Here is a 23,175-nt window from a genome sequence, read left to right as displayed (position 1 = left end):
TTCAGTCTTCGCTCTTGAAGCCCGAGGCCTCGACGATGGGGCGCCAGTACGCGCGGTCCGAAGCCATGATCCGCTTCACTTCCGCGCCGGGCAGCCCCGTGGGCTCGAGGCCCATGCGGTCGACCTGCCCGCGCACCTGCGGGCTGCGCATCGCGGAGAGAAAGGCCGACTCCAGCTTCGCGACCACGTCCTTCGGCGTGCCGGCAGGCACGAACGCGGCGTAGGCGGCATTGGCGCGGTCGAAGGCGTCGTAGCCCGACTCCTTGATCGTCGGAACATCGGGCAGCCAGCTCAGCCGTTTCGTGCCCGCCACGCCCAGGATGCGCAGCTTGCCCGCGCGATGCAGCTCGAGCTGGCTGGCCAGCGCGTCGGCGCCCAGCGGCACGTGGTCGCCGACGATGTCGGTGGCCAGCGGCGCGCCGCCCCGGTAGGTGACGGGCGTGAGCGGCACGCCGATGGCCTTCGACAACTGAAGCAGGCTGAAGTGCAGGCCGCCGCCGAGGTTGGTGAGGCCGACGCTGCCGCCGGAAGGGTTCTTGCGCACCCATGCGACGTATTCCGCGAGCGTTTTGAACGGCTGGTTCGCGCCCGCGGAGATCACGCTGGGCACGTTCGCCAGGTGCGCGAGGGGAACGAAGTCCTTGTCGACGTCGTAGTTCAGCCGCGCGTAGGTCATCGGAAAGAGCACGAAGGGCGGCGTGGCCCCGAGCAGGATGGTTCGGCCGTCGGGCTTCGCCGCCTTCACCGCCTCGATGGAGATGCGGGTGGAAGCGCCGGGGCGGTTCTCCACCAGCACGGGCTCCTTCAGCGTGGTGCGCAGGTCCTCGGCCAGCGAACGCGCGAGGCTGTCGAGCGCGCCGCCCGGCGGAAAGCCGATGATCAGCCGGATCGGCGTGGCGCTGTCGGCATGCGCGGCCGCGCCGGCCAGGGCGATCGAGGCGCCCAGCAGAAGTGTCTTGAGGAACGAGGCCATGGTGGGAGTACCTGCGGAGTTGGGAACGGGTGGAGGGCCGGCTCAGAAGGCCAGCACGGGCAATGCGTTCGCCGGCCTGTGCGCGGCCTCGAAGCCGGCCGCGGCCTGCAGCAGCTGCTGGTCTTCGCGGAAGCGGCCGACCAGCTGCATGCCGATGGGCAGGCCGTCGCGTCCGGCGCCGCAGGGCAGGCTGATGGCGGGATGGCCCGTGAGGTTGAAAGGCATCGTCCACGGGAACCAGTTCGGCCTCAGGTCGGCATAGGACTGGCCGTCGATCTCGATGCTTCCGAACAGGTCCTGGTCGATAGGCAGCGCCGTGCGCGAAAGGGTCGGCGTGAAGATGAAGTCGTGCGTCTCCAGCTGGGCCTGCACCCGGCGAAAGAGCGCGGTCCTGGCGAACATGGCCTGCTGGAAGGCGACGCCGTCGACATGCTGCGCCAGCGCGAGCTGCTGCAGCAGCGAGGGGCTGAGCTTCTCGCCGTGCGCCTCGGCCAGCGGAGCGAAGCGGCCGCGCCAGCTGGTGTGGTTGATCACGCGCCACACCGGCTCGACGTCATAGCCCTCATCGGGCATCTCCTCCAGTTGCGCCCCCATCGAGCGCAGCGTGGCGAGCGCGGCCTCGAAGGCGGCGGCGACGTCGGCGGAGATCGGGCGCCCTTCCAGCGTCGCACGGTACAGGACGCGCTTTCCGCGCAGGTCGGAGGCGGGCCGCAGCGCGTCGAAGTAAGGCTGCGCGGGCACGCCCAGCGACCACGGGTCGCAGCCGTGCGCGCCGGTCATGGCCTGCAGCATGAGCGCGGTGTCGGCCACGTCGCGCGTGGTAGGCGTCACGTAGGTGTAGTTGCCGAAGGCGTCCTGCACTTGGCTGTGCGGCACCACGCCCAGGCTCTGCTTCAGGCCCACAACGCCGTTGCAGGCGGCGGGAATGCGGGTGGAGCCGCCGCCGTCGGTGGCGATGGCCAGGGGCGCGACGCCCGCCGCCATGGAGGCGGCAGCCCCCCCGCTGGAGCCGCCGCTGGTGCGCGTGGCGTCCCATGCGTTGCGGGTGCTGCCGAAGAGGGGCGCATCGGTCATGCACTTGGCACCGAACTCGGATGAGGTGGTCTTGCCGATCAGGATGCCGCCGGCCTGGCGAATGCGCGCCACGGCCAGCGCGTCCTGCGCGGGAACATGGTCGCGGTGCAGCACCGAGCCGTAGGTGGTCCTGACGTCCGCGGTGTCGACGATGTCCTTCGCCGTGAAGGGCAGGCCGTGCAGCAGGCCCTGCGCCTCGCCCTTCATCAGGGCCGCCTCCGCCTTCCTGGCCTCTTCCATGGCCTGCTCGTGGCATAAGGTGACGAAGCAGTTCAGCAGCGGCTGCACCGCATCGGCGCGGCGCAGCACCTCGGCGACGATCTCCACCGGCGAGAGCTTGCGTTGCGCGACGAGGGAGCGCAGCGTCACGGCGGACATTTCGCAGATCTCGGACTTCGGAAGACGGGGATACTTTTGCATGCGCAAATGATTGATGCGCCCCCAAAGCCAGTCCAATACTGTTTTCTCGAAAAGGCATATGACCAGCGTATGGCAGCACCAGACTTCAGAACGCTCCGCTACTTCGTGGCCGTTGCCGAGGAACGCAGCGTGGGCAAGGCCGCACGGCGGCTCAACATGGCGCAGCCGCCGCTGTCGGTGCACATCCGGAACCTGGAAGCCTCGGTGGGAACGCCCCTGTTCCAGCGCACGGCGCGCGGCATGGAGATCACCGATGCCGGCAATGCGCTCTTCAGGCGCGCGAAGGAAGCCCTGCTGCTGGCCAACGAAGGCTTCGACGCCGCGCGGGCCATAGGCTCGGGCAGCAGGGGCCGGCTCACTGTCGGAACCATGGTGGTGCTCTCTTACCTGGTGCTGCCCCGCCTGGAGAACGCGCTGCGCGCGAAGCTGCCCGACGTGGAGATCCAGTACGTGGAGCTCAACGCGGTGAACAACATCTCGGCTGTCACCGATTCCGACGTGTCGGTGGCGATCTGCATTCCACCCATCGCGCAGGCCGGCATCTCGGTCGAGCGCATCGGCACCCAGCCGCTGATGCTGGCGGTGCGCGCGGATTCGCCGCTGGCGCGCATGGCCAGCGTTCCGCTGCAGCGGCTCGAGGGCGTGCCGCTCATCGGGCTGCCGGTGCCCGAGGGCGATCTCGACAAGTCGGTGGTGGCCTCGATGCTGAGGCGGCATGGGGTCGGCATGCCCGTCGCGCAGCGGGTCGAGACCATGGTGTCGGCGCTGGCGCTGGTGCTCGCGGGCAAGGGGGTGGCCATCCTGCCCGCATGCGCGCGGATCGGCCGGCCGCCGGGCGTGGTGTTCAGGCCGCTGCGCAACGTCGACGCGAAGATGGAGATCGCCGCCTGCTGGCGCAGCGACTGGGACAGCCCGCTGATCCAGCCCTTCCTGGCGTGCGCTCGGGCCTCCGTGCGACAGGCGGCCTAGCTAGGGCCTGTTCACACTATTTCCGGGGTCGCGTTGGTGCTCCAAGGGGCTGGCTGCAAGGCGCCCGTGCGCAGCAAGGCTGAAGCCTTGCAAGCGCGGGCAACGCCGCAGACGGCCCCTTGGAGCACCAACCCTGCGGGAAGGGCAGCCAGGGCGGGCCAATCAAGGCGCGTGACGACGCGTGTGCATGCGCACACGCTAGGAACGCAACGCCGAGTGGCCCGCCCTGGCTGCCCTTCGCGACCCCGGAAATAGTGTGAACAGGCCCTAGAACAGGCTGCCCTGCCCCGCCGCGCCCGGCGGGCGGAACGCGGAAATATCGAGTGGAATGCGCTCGCGGTTGTAGCCCAGGCGGTTCGTCGCCTTCTGGAAACGCTGGTGGATCAGGTCGGCCCACAGGCCCGAGCCCTTCATTCGCGTGGCGAAGTCGGCGTCGTAGTCCTTGCCGCCGCGCATTTCGTGGATGCGCGCCATGATGCGGTCGGCGCGCTGCGGGTAGTGCAGCGCCAGCCATTCCTTGAAGAGTGGCGCCACTTCCCACGGCAGCCGCACCACCGTGTAGAAGGCGCTGCGCGCGCCGGCCTCCCATGCGGCTTCGAGCACCTGTTCCATGTCTTCGGTCACGAAGGGAATCTGCGGCGCCACGCTCACGCCCACCGGCACGCCGGCCTCGGTGAGCGTGCGGATGGTGCGCAGCCGCCGGTGCGGCGCCGCGGCGCGGGGCTCCAGCTTGCGGGCGAGGTCGCCGTCGAGCGTGGTCACGGTGATGTAGACGGCCGCCAGGTGGTCGGCGGCCATGGGCGCGATCAGGTCGAGATCGCGCTCGATGGCGCTCGACTTGGTGACCAGGGCGAACGGGTGCCGCGCCTCGCCCAGCAGCTCGATGACCGAGCGCGTCAGCCGCAGTTCGCGCTCGATGGGCTGGTAGCAGTCGGTGGCGGTGCCGATGGCGATGTAGCTGGGCCGGTAGCTCTTGCGCCCGAGCTCGGTGCGCAGCACCTCGGCGATGTTGCGCTTGGCGATCAGCTTGGTCTCGAAGTCGAGGCCTGGCGACAGGTTGAGGTAGCTGTGCGTGGGCCGCGCGAAGCAGTAGATGCAGCCGTGCTCGCAGCCCCGGTAGGGGTTGAGGGAGCGGTCGAAGTAGATGTCGGGCGAGTCGTTCTCGTTGAGGGCCGACTTCACGTCCTCGAAGCGCACCTCGGTGGCCAGGGGCTGCAGCGTCTCGGCCTCGGCCGCGCCTTCTTCCAGCGTGCCCCAGCCGTCGTCGAAGGCGTCGCGCTCGTCCTTGGAGAAACGGTGTGCGATGTGCGTGGCCGCGCCGCGGCCCTTGATGGCGTGGATGGGAATGAAGGCGGCTGGCATGGTCGGCGACTCCTTGGCAACTCGATTTACTGTTTATTCATACAGTATTCCACTGATTCACTGTCATTGCCGATTTTTTAATTTCTTTCTTGACAGAAATTTCGAGAATCCTAAACTCGGCGCCATGGAACTCACCGACATCCAACGCAAGTTCGTCCTGCACTGGGGCGAAATGGGCTCGCTGTGGGGCGTCAACCGCACCGTCTCGCAGATCCACGCCCTGCTCTTCGCCTACGGCAAGCCCATGAACGCCGAGGAGCTGTGCGACACGCTCGGCGTGGCCCGCTCCAACATCAGCAACAGCCTGAAGGAACTGCAGGCCTGGAACCTGGTCCGCATCACCCACACGCTGGGCGACCGGCGCGACTACTTCGAGACCAGCGTCGACGTGTGGGAGCTGTTCCGCACCGTGGTGCGCGAGCGCAAGGAGCGCGAGTTCGACCCCACGGTGCGCGTGCTGCGCGAGCTGGTGTCCAGCCCCGACTTCCAGAAGGAGCCCGCCGACGCGCAGGACCGCATCCGCTCCACGATGGAGCTCATGGAGAAGCTGGCCACCTGGGCCGACGAGATGCTGCGGCTGTCGCCCGGCACGCTCGACAAGGTGATGACGCTGGGTGCCAGCGTGCAGAAGTTCGTTCGCGGCGATTCGTCGCAAGGCGGCAAGGGTGACAAGGGCGAAGACCCGGACGCGCACCACGCCAGCCTGCCCATGATCTGAGTCTCTTTTTTTGCCCAATAATTTCTGTTTTGACAGAAATATCGAGAACAAAGAACGCCATGAGCCACATCGCAACACCTGTCTACCCGCTCACGATCTATTTCGATGCAAGCTGCGCGATCTGCTCCGCCGAAATGGGCGCCCTCAAGGCACGCGACGCTGCCGGCCGGCTTCAACTGGTCGACTGCTCGCCCATCGGCTTCACCGGCGGCCCGGCACCGCGCGAGGCGCTGATGGCGGCCATCCACGTCTCCAGCGCCGACGGCAAGGTGCACGTCGGCGTGCCGGCCATCCGCATCTGCCGCGCGGCGGTGGGCCTGTCCAGCGGCGGCCTGCTGCTCGACCTGCCGCTGGTCGCGCCGCTGGCCGATCGCGCCTATGCGCTGCTGGCACGCAACCGCTACCGCATTCCGCGCTGGCTGGCCGCCAGGCTGGCGGGACGCGTCGCCCCTTCATGCGATGACGGCAACTGCCGCATCTGAAGAAGAAACAACCACACGAGGGAACCAACCATGCCCACCGTCTTCCAGCCCGACTTCCGCATGCCGCGCGGAACTGTCGAGCACACCGGCGCCCCCATCACGGCCGAGGACACGCAGGACTACTTCACCGAGGTCGCGACCGACTACAGCGCCTGGAGCCCCAGCTACAACATGCACTTCGGCTTCTGGCGCGCGGGGCTGAACCCGCTGCGGCGCGAGGGCATGCTGGTCGAGATGAACCGCGTGGTCGGCCGTGCGCTGCGCCTCGACGATGCGCCCCGTCGCTGCGTGATCGACATGGGCTGCGGCGCCGGCGCGACCGCGCGCACGCTGGTCGGCGACCACGCATCGCTCTATGCCATCACCGTGACCAACGTCGCCGTGCAGAACCGCATCGCCGCGAAGCTCGACGCCGCTGCGGGCGTGGCGGACCGCATGGCGCACATCGAGGCCGACTACACCCGCACCGGCCTGCCCGCCGCGCAGGCCGATGGCGCGTGGGCTGTAGAAAGCGCCTGCTATGCCGGCGGCACCGACAAGGCCGACTTCATCCGCGAAGCCGCGCGACTGCTCAAGCCCGGTGCGCGCCTCGCGGTGGTCGACGGCTTCCTGCTGCGCCGCAACCCAGGCCGGCTCGCAAGCTGGCTGCACCGCCTGTGGGCCGACAGCTGGGCCGTGCCCACGCTGGCCGTGCGCGAAGACTTCGTTGCCGCATTGCACGAGAACGGCTTCGAAGACGTCGAAGTGAAGTCGCTGCGCTGGCGCGTCGCGCCCAGCGCGCTGCACATCCCCATGCTGGCCACCCGCTTCACGCTGGCCGAACTCTGGAAGGCGCGCGGCAGGCTCAGCCCGTGGCGGCGCAAGCACATCGTGGCCAGCTACTGCGCACTGGCGCTGGGCATGTTCTGGCGCGACTTCGACTACTGCATGGTCACCGCCACGCGCCGCGCCGACTGAGCACGACACGAATACAGACAGAAAGAGGAGAAGAGGCTTTTCATGCAAAACGTCCCCGAAGAAAGCAGGCTCGCCGAGATGGCACCCGTCGAACCGCAGGAAGCACAGCCCAGGCCCGTTCGCGGCATGCCCTTCGGCTGGTTCTGGCCGATGGCCATCGGTGCCGCGGTCGCGCTGGTGCTGCGCCTGTTCTTCAGCAGCGCGCCCGGCAAGCCCTACTCGGCCATGCTGGCTTCGTTCGTCTACTTCGTGCCCGCGGTGTGCGGCGCGGTCACGGTGTACATGGCCGAGCGCATCGAGCGCCGCAGCTGGGGCTACTACATCTGGGCGCCGTGGGTGGCGACCTCGCTCTTCGTCGGCGGCACGCTGCTGGTGTTCATCGAAGGGCTGATCTGCGCGATCGTCATCGTGCCGCTGTTCGCCACCATGGGCAGCGTCGGCGGGCTGGCGATGGGCATCGTGTGCCGCATCACCAACTGGCCGAAGCAGGCCGTCTACAGCTTCGCGATGCTGCCGCTGGTGCTCGGCGCCATCGAGCCCCAGTTGCCCAACCCCGACCAGTTCTCCAGCACCTCGCGCACGCTCTTCATCGCCGCGCCGGCCGAACGCGTTTGGCACGAGCTCAACGCCGCGAGCGACATCCGCCCAGCCGAGGTCGGCGACGCATGGGCCTACCGCATCGGCGTGCCGATGCCGGTGTCGGGCATTACCGTCGACACACCCGAGGGCCGCGTGCGCCAGGTGCAGTGGCAGAAGAACGTGCACTTCGAGGAAGTCATCACCGAGTGGCAGCCCAACCGCCTGCTGAAGTGGCGCTTCCGCTTCTCGCCCGACTCCTTCCCGGCCGGCGCGCTCGACGACCACGTGATGATCGGCGGCCACTACTTCGACCTGCGCGACGCCACCTACACGCTGACGCCGCGCGACGGCGGCACCGAGCTGCGCGTGGCAGTGTCGTGGCGGCTGAGCACCAGCTTCAACTGGTATGCCGACCGTGTCATGCATCTGCTGCTGAACGATGCCTCGGAGAACATCCTGCGCTTCTACAAGGCGCGCAGCGAGGCCGCGACAGCAGCTACTGCAGGATGACGACGATGCAACCCGTCTTCCAGCAGGCGCTCGGCCCCGCCTGGGACCGACTAGGCGAGGTCATCCGCCGCCACTACACGATGAGGCCGTTCTCCGACGACCATGTCTGCGTGCGCGGCACCATGGACGAGGTCTGGCACGCGCCGTGGGCCGCGCTGCTGATGCCCTTCGGCCGGCTGTTCGGCGCGCTGGTGCCGCACCAGGGCAAGGAAGTGCCCATCGAGGTGCACTACCGCTGCCGCCCCGACAACGCCACGCTCCACTGGGACCGCGTCTTCCACTTTCCCGGCAGGCCGCTCTTCCACTTCCGCTCGCACATGGAGCACGACGCGGCCCATGGCAGCGAGGTGACCGAGTACGTGCGCTTCGGCATCGGCATGCGCCTCGCGGTGAGCGCGGAAGAAGGCGCGGTGGTGTTCCGCGACCTGGGCTACGTCTGGCGCGTCGCGGGGCTGCGCATTCCGCTGCCGCTCGGCCTGTTCATGGGTACGGCCTATGTGGAGGAACGGCCCGATCCGGCCGACGCCGACCGCTTCACCATGAAGATGCTGCTGCGCCACCGCTGGTTCGGCGACGTGTTCCGCTACAGCGGGCGCTTCCACCTCGGCCCGCGAACAGGATCACAATGAGCGCACCATGCCTCGCCGCCCAGAAAACCTCTACGCCCAGTACCACGCCCACGTCTATTTCGGCCCCGACACGCTCACGCAGGCCAAGGCCCTCTGCGAACGCGCGGGCCATGAGCTGATGGTGGTGGTCGGCCGCGTGCACGAGCGGCTGGTGGGCCCGCATCCGCACTGGAGCTGCCAGCTCGCCTTCGACGCCGCCGAGTTCGACCAGGTCATCGGCTGGCTCGAAGCCAACCGCGACGGGCTCGACGTGTTCGTGCACGGCGTGACGGGCGACGACCTCGCCGACCACACGACGCACGCCATGTGGCTGGGCGAGGAAAGCGAGCTCGACCTGCGGGTATTCCGCCGCTAGGCCTCTTCCCGGGCGTCTTCCTCGACGCCCGCCCCGTGCACCTTGAAGAAGGTGGCGCCCTCCACCTTCTGCCCGATGGCCTTCTCGTAGGCCGCGCGCACCTCGTCGGGCTGCCCGGCCTGGCCGAAGAAGTCCTTCAGATACGGCCCCAGCAGCGGATGCGCCGCCAGCTCCCTGCGCGGCAGGCCGTTGATCATCTCGTCGCGGCACGCCGAGGGCAGGAACACGTCGCGGTTCTTCTCCGGATCGCGGATCAGCCCCTTGGGCTCGTGCGCCGGGTCGGCCTGCATCGCCTCCAGCTCCTCGAAGAAGCGGCGCCGCATCATCACGATGCCCTTGTCGCTCTGGCCCAGCTTCTCGCGCGTGCGGTCGGTGACGGTGCCCTGCCCTACCCACACCACGAAGTCCTGGTTGGCGACATGGCTGGTGATCCAGCGGCCCGTCGCCGGGTCCTTGATGGGTCCGTACCAGGAGGGAATGCGCTCCTGCACGTAAGGCTCCTGTTCGTTCGGCACGCGGCTCAGCACCCACAACACGCTCAGCGTGTTGTGGTCGTCGATGGGCACGCGCCATTCGAAGTGGTGGCCCAGGAAGAAGCCGTTGGGCCACAGCGTGACGCGGCCGGTGGTCCACATCACGTTGTCCTCGCGCTCGCCGCCGCGCAGGCGCTTGTAGACGAAGCCGTGCTCGAACTCCTCGAAGGCCAGCTTCAGGTGCGTGGGCACGTACGGCCCCTCGTCGCCCTGCAGGCGCGTGGTCCAGTTGTTGTGGGTCCACTCGAAGTGCACCGGGTCGATGGAGTTCTCCTGGCACTGGAACCAGTTGCACGGAATCTCGGCGAACACCGCCTGCGCGAAGCCGTTCGCGCAGTTGAAGAGCTCCCAGTCGGGCAGCAGCGGCGCGGGCTGCGGGCCCATGTAGGTCCAGAGCAGACCGGCCTTCTCCTGCACCGGGTAGGCCTTGATCTTCGTGTTCCTGCGCATGCGCGCGCCGGGGTCCAGCGTTTCCTCGAAGGGCTGATGCACGCACTGGCCGCTCTGGTCGTACTGCCAGCCGTGGTAGCTGCAGCGCAGGCCGCATTGCTCGACGTAGCCGTACGACATGTCGGCGTTGCGGTGCGGGCAGCGGCGATCGACCAGGCCGTAGTTGCCGCTCAGGTCCTTGTAGAGCACCAGGTCCTCGCCGAGGATGCGCAGCGGCTTCACCGCCTTGTCGTCGAACTCGCTGGCGCCGGCGATCGGATGCCAGTAGCGGCGCAGGTAATCGCCCATCGGCTTGCCAGGGCCTACTTCGGTCAGCAGGCGGTTCTTCTCTTCGCTCAACATCGAATGGTCTCCTTGTCGCTTGTCTTCAATCGGCGCGGATGCCGAACTCGCGCACCAGCCTGCCGAAGCGCTGGTCGTCGTCCGATATCTGCTTGGCCAGCACGGCCGGCGCTCCGCCCACGGGTTCGATGCCTAGCGCGGCCATCCTTGCCTGCACGTCGGGCATCTTCAGGATCTCGTTGAAGTGCCTGTTGAGCGCCTGCACCACGTCGGCGGGCATCGCCTTCGGGCCGAGCAGGCCCATCCATGCGCTCACGTCCACGTCCTTGAAGCCCAGCTCGATGAAGGTGGGCACCTCGGGCATCAGCTTCGTGCGCTGGCGTTCCGCGACCGCGAGCGGAAGCAGCTTGCCGGTGGCGATGTGGCCCGCCACCGCGCCGGGTGTGATCCAGCCCACGCTGACGTGGCCGCCCAGCGTGTCGTTCACCACCGGCGCCACGCCGCGATACGGCGCGTGCGTGGCCGAGATGCCGGCGTCCTTGTTCAGCAATTCGCCCGCGATGTGCATCGGCGAGCCCGCGCCCGGCGTGCCGTAGGTGACGGTCTTGCCGGCCTTCGCCCCGGCCACGAACTGCGCGACGCTCTGGATGCCGCTCGCGGGCGAGGTCACCAGCAGCAGCGGGATGTTGCCGGTCTTCACGACGGGGGTGAAGTTCTTCACCACGTCGTGCGCCACGCCGGGGCCGGCCTTCAGCACATGCTGCGCGATGGGAAAGGTGCTGGGCGTGAAGAGCAGCGTGTAGCCATCGGCGGGCGCCTTGGCGACCCACACGTTGCCGATCATGCCGCTCGCGCCGGGCCGGTTGTCGACCAGCACCGGCTGCCCGGTGCGCTGCGAGAGCTTCTCGGCATAGGTGCGCGCGATGGCGTCGGTGTCGCCGCCCGCCGGGTAGGCCACGACGATGGTGATGGGCTTGGAGGGCCATGCCTGCGCCACGGCCGCGGTGGCGGCACATAGCGAAAGAACGGCTGCAGCAGCGGCACGGGCCGCGTTTCGGTGGTGAAACAACATGCTCTTTTTCCTTCTCGGTGGGACGACGTTGGGGTCGAACGCACTGTAGGAACGAGGCTGCGCGGCCAGAAGATATAGTTTCACTGAGTGAACCTTTTTCTGGAGACCGGCATGTCCGACACCATGGGCACGCAGAGCGTGAAGTCGATCGACGCGCTGCGCCGCGGGCTCGACGTGATGCTGGCCATCCAGCGCTCCTCGGCCGTCACGCTGCAGGAGCTGCACCGGCAGACCGGCGTGTCGAAAGCCACGCTGCTGCGCATCCTCAAGACGCTGCAGCAGGCGGGCTGGGTGGAACGCAGCGAGCACGACAAGCGCTACGTGCCCGCGTCGGCCACCGGCCAGTCGGGGCCCGTGGCGGCATGGCGCACGCGGCTTTCGGCGCTTGCTGCCCCTGCACGCGCCACGCTGCAGCGGCTGGTGCCGTGGCCCATCGACCTGGGCGTGCGCGACGGCACGGCGATGCTCATCCTCGACACCGACCGGCCGCGCAACGGCCTGGCGGTCAACTACCGCGCGCTGGGCTTCCGGCCGCCGATGCTGCTGTCGTCGCTCGGCCGCTGCTACCTGTCGTTCTGCCCCGAGGAAGAGCGGCGCGAAATCCTCGCCGCACTGGCGCGCTCGCCGAACGATTTCGACCGCAGCGCGCGGCGCCCCGAGAACATCCGCCGCATGGTGGCGCATGCGCGCGACCTCGGCTACGTGGCGCGCGACCCGACCTCGACCAGTCTGGATTCGCCCGACCGCTTCGGCGCGGTGTCGGTGCCGCTGCGGCAAGAAGATCGGGTGGTGGGCTGCCTCAGCTGCGCCTGGCTGCCCGCGGTGAAGAGCGAGCGCGAGATCGTATCCGCGCACCTGGCCGACATGCAGCAGGCCGCGCAGAGCATCGAACGCAAGCTGGCGCAGGCCGGCTTCGGGCCGCCGCCTCCAACGAATGCATGAAGTGCGAAGCCGGGCCGGCGCTCAGAACTCCGCGTCGAGCTCGTCGATCTCGTCGGGCTCCTGCTTCGCGGCAGCCACCCATTCCTTCATGGCCGGCAGCTCCATCACGCGCTTGCAGTAGGCGGCGCAGGCGCTGTCGAGCGCCACGTCGTAGCTCAGGAAGCGCGTGACCACCGGCGCGTACATCGCGTCGGCCATGCCCGGCTGGCTGCCGAAGAGGAACGGGCCGCCGTAGGCCTTGAGGCACTCGCGCCAGATGGCGACGATGCGGTCGATGTCGGCCTGCGCGCGCGACCACACCTTGAAGTTCTTGAAATGGGCCTTGATGTTCATCGGCAGCGCGCCGCGCATCGAGGCGAAGCCCGAGTGCATCTCGCCGCAGATGGCCCTGCAGTGGGCGCGGGCCGCGATGTCGGAGGGCAGCAGGCCGGCCTTGGGCTTGATCTCGTTGAGGTACTCGCCGATGGCCAGCGTGTCCCACACCTTCACGCCGCCGTGCTGCAGCGAGGGCACCAGCATCGAGGACGACAGCAGCAGCATCTCGGCCTTCATGGCCGGGTCGTCGGGCGGGATCACCTTCTCGCTGAAGTCCAGCCCCGCCAGCCTGCACATCAGCCAGCCGCGCAGCGCCCAGGCGCCGTAGTTCTTGCTGCTGATGGTGAGTACGGGTTTGGCCATCTCGGAGCTCTCCTTGGGCGTTGCGCCTTTGCCCGTGCCGCGTGCAAGCCCCATGCCATGCGGCTGGCCCGCAACTTGCCTGCGCGATGCCCATGCTGTACCGGGCCTACCAGAACCAAGCCGACCTGCTCTCCCCGGCGCGGCTCGCGGCGCAGTACATGGCCAAGGCGCTGTGGAAGGAAGGCACCGAGCGCACCATGATGCGGCGCATGGCCGCCCAGTTCGAGGTGTTCTCGCGCATGCGGCTGACCCACACCCGGCCCGACTACGGCATCCACAGCGTGGTTTCCGACGGCACCGAGGTGGCCGTGCACGAGGAGAAAACCCTCATCTCCCCCTTCGGCACCCTGCTGCACTTCCGCAAGGACACCGATGCGGTGCATCCGCCCGTGCTGCTGGCCGCACCGTTGTCGGGCCATTTCGCCACGCTGCTGCGCGAAACGGTGCGCACCCTGCTGCGCGACCACGACGTGTACCTGACCGACTGGCACAACGCGCGCGACGTGCCGCTGTGGCATGGCGGCTTCGGGCTGGACGACTACACGCTGCAGCTCATCCGCTTCCTGGAGGCCGTCGGCCCGGGCGTGCACATGGTGGCCGTCTGCCAGCCCTGCGTGGCCGCCCTGGCCGCCACCGCGCTGATGGCCGAGGATGGCAACCCCGCCACGCCCCGCAGCCTGACGCTGATGGCGGGCCCGGTCGATTGCCGCATCAACCCGACCGCGGTGAACAAGCTCGCGACCGACCGGCCCATCGACTGGTTCCGGCGCAACCTCATCAGCCACGTGCCGTGGCCGCACGCCGGCATGATGCGGCGCGTGTACCCGGGCTTCCTGCAGCTGTCGGCCTTCATGAGCATGAACCCGGAGCGCCACAAGAAGCAGTTCGAGGACATGTACAGCCACCTGGTCGAGGGCGACATCGAGAAGGCCCGCACCATCGGCACCTTCTACGACGAGTACCTGGCCGTGAACGACCTGCCTGCCGAGTTCTACCTTGAGACCGTGGAGCGCGTGTTCCAGACCTACGACCTGCCGCTGGGCAGACTCACCGTGGGCGAGCGCACCGTGAACCCGGCCGCCATCCGCCGCACGGCGCTGCTCACTGTGGAGGGCGAGCGTGACGACATCTGCTCCGTGGGGCAGACGGTGGCGGCGCAAGACCTGTGCACCGGCATCCGGCCCTACATGAAGGCGCATCACCTGCAGGCCGGCGTCGGACACTACGGCGTGTTCAGCGGCAGCAAGTGGAATGCGCAGATCTATCCGCGCGTGCGCGAGACGATCCATGCGGCAGCCGAGCTGAACGGCTGAGAGAGCAAAAACAATCTGGCAAGGGCCGTGAGGCCTTTGTTTGCCCTTGTGCGCCGGTCTTCCTACACTCGGCCGCCATGCAACGCCAGCCCTTGATCCGCAGCACGCCGCGCGCAGTCTTCACTGCGCGGACCGCCGCGGGGTCGCACCAGACCCTCGCAGATCTCTGAGCCCGGCGGTCAGCCTCTTCCTTCCCCCTTCTTCAGCACATCTTCATCGACCGCCGGGCCCAAGCCCCGCGCGGTAGCGCGCCCATGCGGGCGCTCCGCGCTTTCCCTCGCTGATTCATTCGCCTGTCGCCAGCCGCTTCACCACGGCCGGCGATGGGCCTCGTCATGCGGAAAGAACACCGGCGATGAACAACATCCAATCGATCCTGGCGGTCACCGACCTGTCGGCGCACGGACTGCGCACGGTGGTGCGCGCGGCCTCCATCGCGGCGGCGCACGGCGCGCTGCTGAAGATCATGTACGCGCCCGCGGCCTTCGCGGGCCCAGCCGATGCCGATACGGCAGGCGGCCTTGGCGCGGTGTGCCTTGAGGTGGCCGAGCGCTTCGGCATCCTCGTCAAGAAGATCGACGGCACGCGCGGGCGGCTCGAGGACACCGCGCTCGAGGCGCGCTGGTACGATCTCGTGGTGATCGGCGACGAGCCCGACCGCTCGCTCGCAGCCTTCTTCCGGGGCCAGCCGGCCGAGCGGCTGCTGCGGGCGGCGCAGCGGCCGGTGCTGGTCGCGCGGCTCGACGCGCAGCCCGGCGGCTACCGGCGCATGCTGGTCGCGGTCGATCTCATGGAGGCGTCGCGTCCGCTGGTCGACCTCGCCTGCGCCTTCGACGCGCAGGCCGACGTCGAGCTGTTCCACGCCTTCACGCCCATGCACGAAGGCAAGCTGCGCTGTGCGGACGTGTCGGCGCACGCCATCGATGCCTACCGCCACACCTGCGCCCGCCATGCGCGCGAACGCATGCTGTGGCTGTCGGATGCGTCGAGCGCGCGCCGCAACCGCGTCGTCTCGTCGGTCGGCCGCGGCGACCCGGCGCGGCAGGCGGCCGTCCAGCAACAGTACAGCGGAGCCGACCTGCTGGTGGTCGGCAAGCGCAGACGTTCGGCGCTGACGGATTTCCTGCTCGGCAGCGTGGCGCTGCGGGTGCTGCGGTGGTCCACGGGCGACGTGCTCGTGGTGCCTCATGGCATGCAGGCACCGAGTTCCACGCCGGCGGTCCGGCGGAGTGCGGCATGACATCGCTGGCACCGCCATTCATGTTCTCCTTCCCCTCGCTGCCGGACTGGCGCCCCAGGCCGGCCGAGCTGCGCATCGACGTCGATCCGGGCAAGGCCACGCTCGCGCCCGTCCACGAACGCATGCGCGCCCTGCGAGACCGCCTGCAGGACATGCCGGGCCTCGTGCTCGATGACCCCGGCTTGCGCGCACGCTGTCGCGAAGCCGACGGCGAGCTGTACGTCTACATCGAGGACCTGCGCCGAGACAGGCTGGTCGGCTACACCGTGTTCAACCGGCTGATCGAACTGAGCCGCAGGGCGGAGCGCCACATCCGCGCACCGCATTCGCAATACGACCCGGCCTGGCAGCGGCGCGGGCTGGCTTCCGCCGTCTACCGCTGGGCGCTGGACCGGGGCCTCTGCCTCATGAGCGGCGCGCGGCAGTCGCCGGGCGCGCATGCGCTCTGGCAGAGCCTGTCGAGCCGCTACGAGGCGGGCTTCGCCGACCTGCGGAACAAGCAGCTGAGCTACCTGGGCCGCGAGGTCGAGAGTGAAACGCTTGCCGGGCTGCACACGCGCATGTTCCTGCTCGGCGAAGGCTGGACGCTGGAGCGCTTCCGCCTCGAGACGCAGATGGCTTAGCGCCGCGCCCGCGCGCCCTTGCCGTTCACGCGCCGCACCGTCGCTTCGCCGGCCTGCGGCAGCCGCTCGCGCAGGAATGCGATGAGCGCCTGCGCCACCACGTTGCGCATCGGCCCCGGCAGGTAGGCCAGCACCACGCGGCGCTCGACGCGCGGCTTCAGCAGCGGCACCACAGCCAGTTCGGGGTCGCGCAGCGACGAGGTGTACAGGCGCGGCATCAGCCCCAGCGCCTGTCCGCCGCGCACCAGCGCATAGAGCGTCTCGGAGTAGCTCACGCGGTACGGCTGCGGCCCCTGCGCGAACTGCGCGCGCGCCGGGTTGCCCAGCGCGGGCATGCTGCCACTTTCGAAGAGAACCAGCCGCTCCTTGCCGATGGCCTCCCAGCTCGCGTCGCCGGCCGCCGCCAGCGGGTGGTCGCGCCGCACCACCAGCACCAGCGGATCGCGGAACAGGTCGATGCAGGTCAGCCCGCCCGGCGGCTCGGTAATGGCGGCCACGGCCATGTCGATCTGGCCGCTGCGCAGTTCGGACAGCAGCGTGTTCGATGGGGCGTCGCGCCAGGACAGCTCCACCTCGCGCCGGCCTTCCGTCTGCAGGAACTCGCTGGCGGCGGCCGCCACGCGCGCGCTGGCCGAGGGGATCACGCCGACGCGCACATAGGCCCGGCCGCGCTGCACGGTGCTTTCGATGTCGCGCAGCGCCACCTCGAAGGTGTTGACCAGGAAGTCGGTACGCGCCAGCACTTCGGCGCCCACGGGCGTGAGTTCCAGGCGATGGGTCGAGCGGGTGAGCAGCTCTGCGCCGAGCAGCTTTTCCATCTGCTTGATGGCGTTGCTCAGGGCCGGCTGCGTGATGGCCAGCCGCCGCGCCGCCCGGCCGAACTGGCCTTCTTCCACCAGCACCGAGAAGAACTGGAGCTGGCGCAGCGTGAGCGCGCGCAGGGGCAAGGCGGCCATGGCGAACCTCGGTTATTGATTCAGTGAATCAAATTATAGAAATTCAAAATTTTCCTTATGAGGACGCCATTACTAGACTGCCGCCATGACCAGTCCCACGTCCGCGCCCGTTGCCTCTGCAGCGCCCCTCACGCTGGAACAGATGCTGCACGCGATGCCCAAGGCCGAGCTGCACTGCCACCTGTTCGGCACCGTGCGCCACGAAACCTTCAAGCAGTTCAACCGCCGCGCCGGCTCGCCGCTGGCTGACGACGAGATCGAGGGCTCTACACACGCGGCGAGAAGCCCGTCGGCGTGCTGCGGGTGCTGCGCGCGCTCGACGCCCAGCTGGTGCGCAGCCCCGGCGACCTCTATCAGCTCACGTTCGAATACCTGCAGGACGCGGCCGCCCACAACGTGCGCCATGCGGAGTTCTTCTGGAACCCGACCGGCACGGTGCATGAGTCGGGCATCGCCTACCCCCTCGCGCAGGGCGCCATCGTGCGCGCCATCCAGGATGCGAAGACGGAATTCGGCATCTCGGGCCGTCTCATCGCCGCCATCGACCGCGAGGCCAGCCCCGAGGCGGCCGTGGAGATGGTCGAGTGGGTGAAGGCCAACCGCTGCGATGAGGTGATCGGCATCGGCATCGACTACCGCGAGGTCGACCGTCCGCCGGAATTGTTCGCCCGGGCCTATGCCGACGCGAAGAAGGCCGGCCTGAAGACCACCGCGCACGCCGGCGAGTTCGGCATGCCCTGGACCAACGTGCGCACCGCGCTCGACGAACTGCAGGTCGACCGCATCGACCACGGCTACACGGTGATCGACCAGCCCGACTACGCGCGCCGCTGCGCCGAGCGCGGCGTGATCTTCACCGTCGTGCCCACCAACTCCTACTACCTGCGCACGCTGCCGCCCGAGCGCTGGGCGCTGGACCACCCCATCCGCCGCATGCCCGGCCTGGGCCTGCGCATCCACCCCAACACCGACGACCCGACGCTGCACAAGGTCACGCCCACGCAGGCCTGGCTGATGATGGTGCGCGACTTCGGCTTCGGCCTGGACGACCTGCGCGGCTTCATGCTCAATGGCCTCGACGGCGCATGGATCGACGAGGCGCAGCGCCGCGAATGGCGCACGCAATGGAGCGCCGAGTTCGACGCGCTGCGCGCCCGGCTCGACACCGAACCCGCCCCCACCAACCACGAATGACCCACGCCATGAACACGCCCCGCCGCCTGCTCCTCGCCGCTGCGCTCTGCGCCGCCCTTCCCACCGCCGCCCTCGCACAGGCGGCATGGCCCGCCGCCAAGCCCATCACGCTGATCGTGCCCTTCACGGCCGGCGGCAGCGTGGACGTGAACGCGCGCCTGGTAGCCCAGCGCCTCGGCGAGCGGCTCAAGCAGTCGGTGGTGGTCGAGAACGTGGCCGGCGCGGGCGGCGCTATCGGCGTGGCCAAGGCGGTGAACGCGGCGCCCGACGGCTACACGCTGGTGGCGGGCCCCGACAGTGCCATCGCCATCGGCAAGCTGGTGAACCCCTCGGCCTTCCGCTTCGACCCGCTGAAAGACCTCGCCCCGGTGGGCATGCTCAACACCGCGCCGATGGTGCTGGTAGCGCGGCCCGGCCTCGAGGCCCAGACCTTCTCCGACTTCGTGAAGCTCGCCAAGGCCAGGCCCGGCAAGTACAACTACGCGACCTCGGGCGTGGGCACGGTGCTGCAGTTGGCGATGGAGCTGCTGAAGGAGCGCAGCGGCATCTTCGTCACCCACGTGCCCTACCGCGGCGGCGCGCAGATCGCCACCGACGTGATCGGCGAGCAGGTCGACCTGGCGATGCTGGTGAGCACCAGCGCGATTCCGCATGTGAACGGCAAGCGGCTGAAGGCGCTGGGCATCACCGGCACCAAGCGGCTGGCCGCGCTGCCCAACGTGCCCACCTTCGACGAGATGCCCGGCCTCAGGGGCTTCGACATGGTGAGCTGGACCGGCATCTTCGCACCCGCGAAAACGCCGCCGGCCGTGGTCGCGCACATCAACCAGGAGCTCAACGCGGTGCTGCAGGAAGAAGGCGTGCGCAGCAAACTGGTGGAGCAAGGCGCGCTGCCGGGCAGCGGCACGCCGGAATCGTTCGCGAAGTTCGTGCAGGCCGAGTACGCGCGCAACCAGAAGATCGTGCAGACCGCCAACATCAAGGAGTGAGCGCGTGACCAGGAAGCCCATGCTGTCCCGCCGCACCCTGCTGCTGGGTGCATCCGCCGCCGGCCTCGCCGGCATGGCATGGGCCCAAAGTCCGAGCCCCACCGAGCTGGCGCAGGCGCTCGCGGGCACGCCCGCCACCCGGCTGCCTGCCGTGGCCGGCAAACGCCAGGTCATCATCGACACCGACCCCGGCCAGGACGACGCCATCGCCCTGCTGATGGCCATGGCCGCCACCGACCGGCTCGACATCAGGGCGCTGACCGTCAGCGTGGGCAACCTGCCGCTGACGGTGACCGAGAAGAACGCGCGCATCGTGCGCGACTGGGCCAACCGGCCCGAGATTCCGGTCTACGCCGGCTACCCGCGCCCGCTGGTGCGCGAACCCATCTTCGCCGACGACGTGCATGGCAAGACCGGCATGGAAGGCCCCGTGCTGCACGAGCCGCGCGGCCCGCTGGAGCCGAAGCACGCGGTGCAGTACATCATCGAGACGCTGCGCGCCGCGCCGTCGAAGAGCATCACGCTCGTGGGCCTGGCGCCGCTCACCAACTTCGCGGCCGCGCTCAACTCGGCGCCCGACATCAAGCCGGCCGTTGCCGAGATCGTGGTGATGGACGGCTCCTGGGGCGTGGGCGGCAACATCACGCCGGCCGCCACCTTCAACGTGTATGCCGACCCGGAGGCCGCCTCGATCGTGTTCCGCAGCGGCGTGCCGGTGACGGCCATGTCGCACGACGCGGCGCGCCGCGTGCTGCTGACGCCCGAGCGCATCGCGCCCTTCCGCGCCATGGGCAACAACGCCGGCAAGGTGGTGGCGGACATCTTCGATTCGATGATGGCCTACGGCCTGCGCCGCCGGGGCGTGGCGGTGGGGCCGATCTACGACCCGTGCGTGATCGCCTACCTGCTGAAGCCCGAGCTCTTCAAGGGCGCGAAGGTGAGCGTGGATGTGGAGACCAAGGGCGAGTTCACGACCGGCGCGACGGTGGTCGACTTCCGTGGCTACAACCGCCGCACGCCCAACACGCTGTGGATCAGCGAGGCTGATACCGAGGGCTTCTACTCCCTGCTGCAGGCGCAGATCGCGCGCCTGCCCTGATGCGGTAAGAAAGGCCGGAGACGCTCAGCCGGCCTTCTCGTCTTCCTCGGGCCAGTCGCGGATGTAGGCCTTGAGCATCTTGTTCTCGAAGTTCTGGCTGTCCACCACGGCCTTGGCCACGTCGTAGAAGCTGATCACGCCCATCAGCATGCGCTTGTCCATCACGGGCATGTAGCGCGCGTGGCGCTCCAGCATGATGCGGCGGATCTCGTCGAGGTCGGTTTCGAGCGTGCAGGTGACGGGGGCGTCGTCCATGACCTTGCGGACCTGCATGGTGCCGACTTGGCCTCCGTTGCCAACGATGGCCACGATCACCTCGCGGAAGGTGAGCATGCCGACCAGGTCGCCGTGCTCCATGACCACCAGCGAACCGATGTCCTTTTCCGCCATCGTCTTGGCGGCTTCTGCCAGCAGGTCGTCTGGCGTGATGGTGAAGAGCGTATTGCCCTTGACGCGAAGGATGTCGCTGACTTTCATCGTTTTGCTCCTCTGGGAACTCAATCTCGGCTATCTCGGCGGGCGTGCCGTTTTTGAATATAGCCCACAATCGACGCCGACCTGAGCGCCCCTGTCGCGCACGCATGAATTGCAGACGTAACGGGGCATTGCCAGGAGACAACAGCTCAGACACGAGAAAGGCCCTCATGCCCGGATATTCCGACCCCGGTTTCGACACCCTCGCGCTGCACGCCGGCGCCGCGCCCGACCCCGCCACCGGCGCGCGGGCGGTGCCGATCCACCTGACCACCTCCTTCGTCTTCGAATCCAGCGACCACGCCGCCGCCCTCTTCAACCTGGAGCGCGCCGGCCACGTGTATTCGCGCATCAGCAACCCGACCAACGCGGTGCTGGAGCAGCGCGTGTCGGCGCTCGAAGGCGGCATCGGCGCCATCGCCACCGCCAGCGGGCAGGCGGCGCTGCACCTGTCGGTGGCCACGCTGATGGGCGCGGGCTCGCACATCGTGGCCAGCACGGCGCTGTACGGCGGCTCGCAGAACCTGCTGCACTACACGATGCGCCGCTTCGGCATCGAGACCACCTTCGTGAAGCCCGGCGACCTCGACGGCTGGCGCGCCGCGGTGCGCCCCGAGACCAAGCTCTTCTTCGGCGAGACGGTGGGCAACCCGGGGCTGGACGTGCTCGACATCCCCGCCGTGGCCGACATCGCCCACGAGGCGGGCGTGCCGCTGCTGGTCGATTCCACGCTCACCTCGCCCTACCTGATCAAGCCCTTCGACTGGGGCGCCGACCTGGTCTATCACTCGGCCACCAAGTTCCTGTCGGGCCACGGCACGGTGATCGGCGGCGTGGTGGTCGACGGCGGCAGCTTCGACTGGGAGAAATCCGGCAAATTCGCCGAGCTGACGCAGGCCTACGACGGCTTCCACAACATGGTCTTCAGCGAGGAAAGCACCGTGGGCGCCTTCCTGCTGCGCGCCCGCCGCGAGGGCCTGCGCGACTTCGGCGCCTCGATGAGCCCGCACACGGCATGGCTGATCCTGCAGGGCATCGAGACGCTGCCGCTGCGCATGGAGCGCCACATCGACAGCACGCAGAAGGTGGTCGAATTCCTCGCGAGCCACCCCTTCGTGTCGCGCGTGGGGCATCCGCTGATCGAATCGCACCCGAGCCATGCGCTCGCGCAGAAGTTGCTGCGCCACGGCGCGCGCGGCGCGGGCGCGGTGTTCAGCTTCGACATCAAGGGCAGCCGCGCGCAGGGCAAGGCCTTCATCGAGACGCTGAAGATCTTCAGCCACCTGGCCAACGTGGGCGACTGCCGCAGCCTGGTGATCCACCCCGCGAGCACCACGCACTTCCGCATGACCGACGAGGCGCTGGCGGGCGCGGGCATCTCGCAGGGCACGATCCGCCTGTCGATCGGCCTGGAAGACCCGGTCGACCTGATCGACGACCTGAAGCGCGCCCTGAAAGCCGCGGAAAAGGCAGGTGCCTGAGATGAACTACACCGTCAACGGCCACGCCACCTACTGCTACACCGGCGGCAAGCCCTTCGATGCGGCCAAGCCCACGGTCGTCTTCATCCACGGCGTGCTCAACGACCACAGCGTGTGGATCCTGCAGAGCCGCTGGTTCGCCAACCACGGCTGGAACGTGCTCGCAGTCGACCTGCCCGGCCACTGCAAGAGCGAAGGCCCGCCGCCGGCCAGCGTGGAGGAGGCTGCGCAGTTCGTGATCGCGCTGCTCGACGCGGCCGGCGTGCAGAAGGCCGCGCTGGTCGGCCACAGCTTCGGCTCGCTGATCGCGCTGGAGGCGGCCTCGCGCGCGCCGGAGCGCATCACGCAGCTCGCGATGGTCGGCACGGCCTACCCGATGGCGGTGTCGCCCGCGCTGCTCGAAAGCTCGGTGAGCGACCCGCAGCGCGCCATCGCCATGGTCAACACCTTCTCGCATTCGCTGCTGGCGCCGCCGCCTTCCTCGCTCGGCCCGGGCACCTGGCTCTACGGCAGCTCGCGCGCGCTGATGCGCCGCGTGCTCGCGAGCAACCGCGAGGCGAACGTATTCCACATCGGCTTCAAGGCCTGCAACGACTACGCCAACGGCGAGGCCGCCATCGAGAAGGTGCAATGCCCGGTGCTCTTCCTGCTCGGCGACGCCGACCAGATGACGCCGCCGCGCGCCACCAAGGCGCTGGTGGGCAAGGCGCGCAACGCGAAAGTGGTGACGGTGCACGCGGGCCACGCGCTGATGAGCGAGGCGCCCGACGAGGTGCTGTTCGCGCTGCGCGACTTCCTGAACGCCTGAGCTTCCAGGGACC

General features: G+C 68.7%; 23 protein-coding genes and 1 pseudogene. 16 read left to right on the top strand and 8 right to left on the bottom strand.

Annotated features, from left to right (window positions below):
• Position 1 precedes the first annotated feature (1 nt).
• Entirely contained in the window at positions 2-973 is a 972-nt protein-coding gene (locus ACAM57_RS09740; RefSeq protein WP_126024843.1) for a tripartite tricarboxylate transporter substrate-binding protein, read from the bottom strand.
• 42 nt (positions 974-1,015) lie between these two features.
• On the bottom strand, positions 1,016-2,467 hold the full coding sequence (locus ACAM57_RS09735; protein WP_126024842.1) for an amidase: 1,452 nt from the start codon (positions 2,465-2,467) through the stop codon (positions 1,016-1,018).
• Between the two features lie 69 nt (positions 2,468-2,536).
• Here ACAM57_RS09735 and ACAM57_RS09730 point away from each other — a divergent pair, with 69 nt between their 5' ends.
• Entirely contained in the window at positions 2,537-3,436 is a 900-nt protein-coding gene (locus tag ACAM57_RS09730; RefSeq protein ID WP_126024841.1) for a LysR family transcriptional regulator, read from the top strand.
• 267 nt (positions 3,437-3,703) lie between these two features.
• Here the strand turns inward: ACAM57_RS09730 and ACAM57_RS09725 are convergent, their stop codons facing one another.
• On the bottom strand, positions 3,704-4,798 hold the full coding sequence (locus ACAM57_RS09725; protein ID WP_369661507.1) for a PA0069 family radical SAM protein: 1,095 nt from the start codon (positions 4,796-4,798) through the stop codon (positions 3,704-3,706).
• 124 nt (positions 4,799-4,922) lie between these two features.
• On the opposite strand from ACAM57_RS09725, the gene ACAM57_RS09720 reads away from it, so the two are divergent.
• The 6 genes from ACAM57_RS09720 to ACAM57_RS09695 are packed head-to-tail and all read left to right on the top strand — an operon-like array spanning position 4,923 to position 9,028.
• Positions 4,923-5,516: a GbsR/MarR family transcriptional regulator gene (locus tag ACAM57_RS09720; protein WP_369661506.1), complete on the top strand. Its 594-nt coding sequence runs from the start codon at positions 4,923-4,925 to the stop codon at positions 5,514-5,516.
• Positions 5,517-5,575: 59 nt separating this feature from the next.
• The gene (locus tag ACAM57_RS09715; protein ID WP_369661505.1) at positions 5,576-5,998 is read left to right on the top strand and encodes a thiol-disulfide oxidoreductase DCC family protein; all 423 of its coding nucleotides are present in this window, start codon (positions 5,576-5,578) and stop codon (positions 5,996-5,998) included.
• A gap of 30 nt (positions 5,999-6,028) precedes the next feature.
• Positions 6,029-6,955, top strand: coding sequence for a cyclopropane-fatty-acyl-phospholipid synthase family protein (locus ACAM57_RS09710; RefSeq protein ID WP_369661504.1), 927 nt, complete (start codon positions 6,029-6,031; stop codon positions 6,953-6,955).
• Positions 6,956-6,997: 42 nt separating this feature from the next.
• Entirely contained in the window at positions 6,998-8,044 is a 1,047-nt protein-coding gene (locus tag ACAM57_RS09705) for an SRPBCC domain-containing protein (RefSeq protein WP_369661503.1), read from the top strand.
• A gap of 5 nt (positions 8,045-8,049) precedes the next feature.
• Positions 8,050-8,673 carry a DUF4166 domain-containing protein gene (locus ACAM57_RS09700; protein WP_369661502.1) on the top strand — a complete coding sequence of 208 codons (624 nt, stop codon included), beginning with the start codon at positions 8,050-8,052 and terminating at the stop codon, positions 8,671-8,673.
• 7 nt (positions 8,674-8,680) lie between these two features.
• Positions 8,681-9,028, top strand: coding sequence for a DOPA 4,5-dioxygenase family protein (locus tag ACAM57_RS09695; RefSeq protein WP_369661501.1), 348 nt, complete (start codon positions 8,681-8,683; stop codon positions 9,026-9,028).
• On the opposite strand, the gene ACAM57_RS09690 is transcribed toward ACAM57_RS09695, so the two are convergent.
• Positions 9,025-10,353 (bottom strand): Rieske 2Fe-2S domain-containing protein, encoded by a 1,329-nt coding sequence (locus ACAM57_RS09690; protein ID WP_369661500.1) that lies wholly within the window; start codon positions 10,351-10,353, stop codon positions 9,025-9,027. The two genes, ACAM57_RS09695 and ACAM57_RS09690, sit on opposite strands and share 4 nt — an antisense overlap.
• A gap of 25 nt (positions 10,354-10,378) precedes the next feature.
• Positions 10,379-11,365 carry a tripartite tricarboxylate transporter substrate binding protein gene (locus tag ACAM57_RS09685; protein ID WP_369661499.1) on the bottom strand — a complete coding sequence of 329 codons (987 nt, stop codon included), beginning with the start codon at positions 11,363-11,365 and terminating at the stop codon, positions 10,379-10,381.
• 111 nt (positions 11,366-11,476) lie between these two features.
• On the opposite strand from ACAM57_RS09685, the gene ACAM57_RS09680 reads away from it, so the two are divergent.
• The gene (locus tag ACAM57_RS09680; RefSeq protein WP_369661498.1) at positions 11,477-12,307 is read left to right on the top strand and encodes a helix-turn-helix domain-containing protein; all 831 of its coding nucleotides are present in this window, start codon (positions 11,477-11,479) and stop codon (positions 12,305-12,307) included.
• Positions 12,308-12,328: 21 nt separating this feature from the next.
• On the opposite strand, the gene ACAM57_RS09675 is transcribed toward ACAM57_RS09680, so the two are convergent.
• A complete protein-coding gene (locus ACAM57_RS09675; protein WP_184641438.1) occupies positions 12,329-12,985 on the bottom strand; it encodes a glutathione S-transferase in 657 nt (218 codons plus the stop codon).
• A 92-nt stretch (positions 12,986-13,077) separates the two neighbouring features.
• Here ACAM57_RS09675 and ACAM57_RS09670 point away from each other — a divergent pair, with 92 nt between their 5' ends.
• From ACAM57_RS09670 to ACAM57_RS09660, 3 genes are all read left to right on the top strand, one after another.
• Positions 13,078-14,298, top strand: a complete 1,221-nt coding sequence (locus ACAM57_RS09670; RefSeq protein ID WP_369662417.1) for a polyhydroxyalkanoate depolymerase — start codon at positions 13,078-13,080, stop codon at positions 14,296-14,298.
• Between the two features lie 355 nt (positions 14,299-14,653).
• Positions 14,654-15,538: a universal stress protein gene (locus ACAM57_RS09665; protein ID WP_369661497.1), complete on the top strand. Its 885-nt coding sequence runs from the start codon at positions 14,654-14,656 to the stop codon at positions 15,536-15,538.
• On the top strand, positions 15,535-16,161 hold the full coding sequence (locus ACAM57_RS09660; protein ID WP_369661496.1) for an N-acetyltransferase: 627 nt from the start codon (positions 15,535-15,537) through the stop codon (positions 16,159-16,161). Before ACAM57_RS09665 ends, ACAM57_RS09660 begins: the two co-directional genes overlap by 4 nt.
• Here the strand turns inward: ACAM57_RS09660 and ACAM57_RS09655 are convergent.
• Positions 16,158-17,117 (bottom strand): LysR family transcriptional regulator, encoded by a 960-nt coding sequence (locus ACAM57_RS09655; RefSeq protein WP_369661495.1) that lies wholly within the window; start codon positions 17,115-17,117, stop codon positions 16,158-16,160. The genes ACAM57_RS09660 and ACAM57_RS09655 overlap by 4 nt on opposite strands.
• Positions 17,118-17,259: 142 nt before the next feature.
• On the opposite strand from ACAM57_RS09655, the pseudogene ACAM57_RS09650 reads away from it, so the two are divergent.
• The 3 genes and pseudogenes from ACAM57_RS09650 (at position 17,260) to ACAM57_RS09640 (ending at position 20,399) form a co-directional block, all read left to right on the top strand.
• Positions 17,260-18,311 (top strand): annotated as a pseudogene (locus tag ACAM57_RS09650) (adenosine deaminase).
• Between the two features lie 8 nt (positions 18,312-18,319).
• Positions 18,320-19,300: a Bug family tripartite tricarboxylate transporter substrate binding protein gene (locus tag ACAM57_RS09645; protein ID WP_369661494.1), complete on the top strand. Its 981-nt coding sequence runs from the start codon at positions 18,320-18,322 to the stop codon at positions 19,298-19,300.
• A gap of 19 nt (positions 19,301-19,319) precedes the next feature.
• On the top strand, positions 19,320-20,399 hold the full coding sequence (locus tag ACAM57_RS09640; protein ID WP_369662416.1) for a nucleoside hydrolase: 1,080 nt from the start codon (positions 19,320-19,322) through the stop codon (positions 20,397-20,399).
• A gap of 24 nt (positions 20,400-20,423) precedes the next feature.
• Here ACAM57_RS09640 and ACAM57_RS09635 read toward each other — a convergent pair whose 3' ends face one another.
• Positions 20,424-20,876 carry a CBS domain-containing protein gene (locus ACAM57_RS09635; RefSeq protein ID WP_126024824.1) on the bottom strand — a complete coding sequence of 151 codons (453 nt, stop codon included), beginning with the start codon at positions 20,874-20,876 and terminating at the stop codon, positions 20,424-20,426.
• 167 nt (positions 20,877-21,043) lie between these two features.
• On the opposite strand from ACAM57_RS09635, the gene ACAM57_RS09630 reads away from it, so the two are divergent.
• Positions 21,044-22,354, top strand: a complete 1,311-nt coding sequence (locus ACAM57_RS09630) for an O-acetylhomoserine aminocarboxypropyltransferase (RefSeq protein ID WP_369661493.1) — start codon at positions 21,044-21,046, stop codon at positions 22,352-22,354.
• A 1-nt stretch (position 22,355) separates the two neighbouring features.
• Positions 22,356-23,162 carry an alpha/beta fold hydrolase gene (locus ACAM57_RS09625; RefSeq protein ID WP_369661492.1) on the top strand — a complete coding sequence of 269 codons (807 nt, stop codon included), beginning with the start codon at positions 22,356-22,358 and terminating at the stop codon, positions 23,160-23,162.
• The last annotated feature ends 13 nt before the right edge of the window (positions 23,163-23,175 follow it).

It is taken from the genome of Variovorax sp. V15, assembly GCF_041154425.1.
In the GTDB taxonomy this organism is placed as follows: Bacteria; Pseudomonadota; Gammaproteobacteria; order Burkholderiales; family Burkholderiaceae_C; genus Variovorax; species Variovorax guangxiensis.
This window is presented reverse-complemented; position numbering and strand designations above follow the sequence as displayed.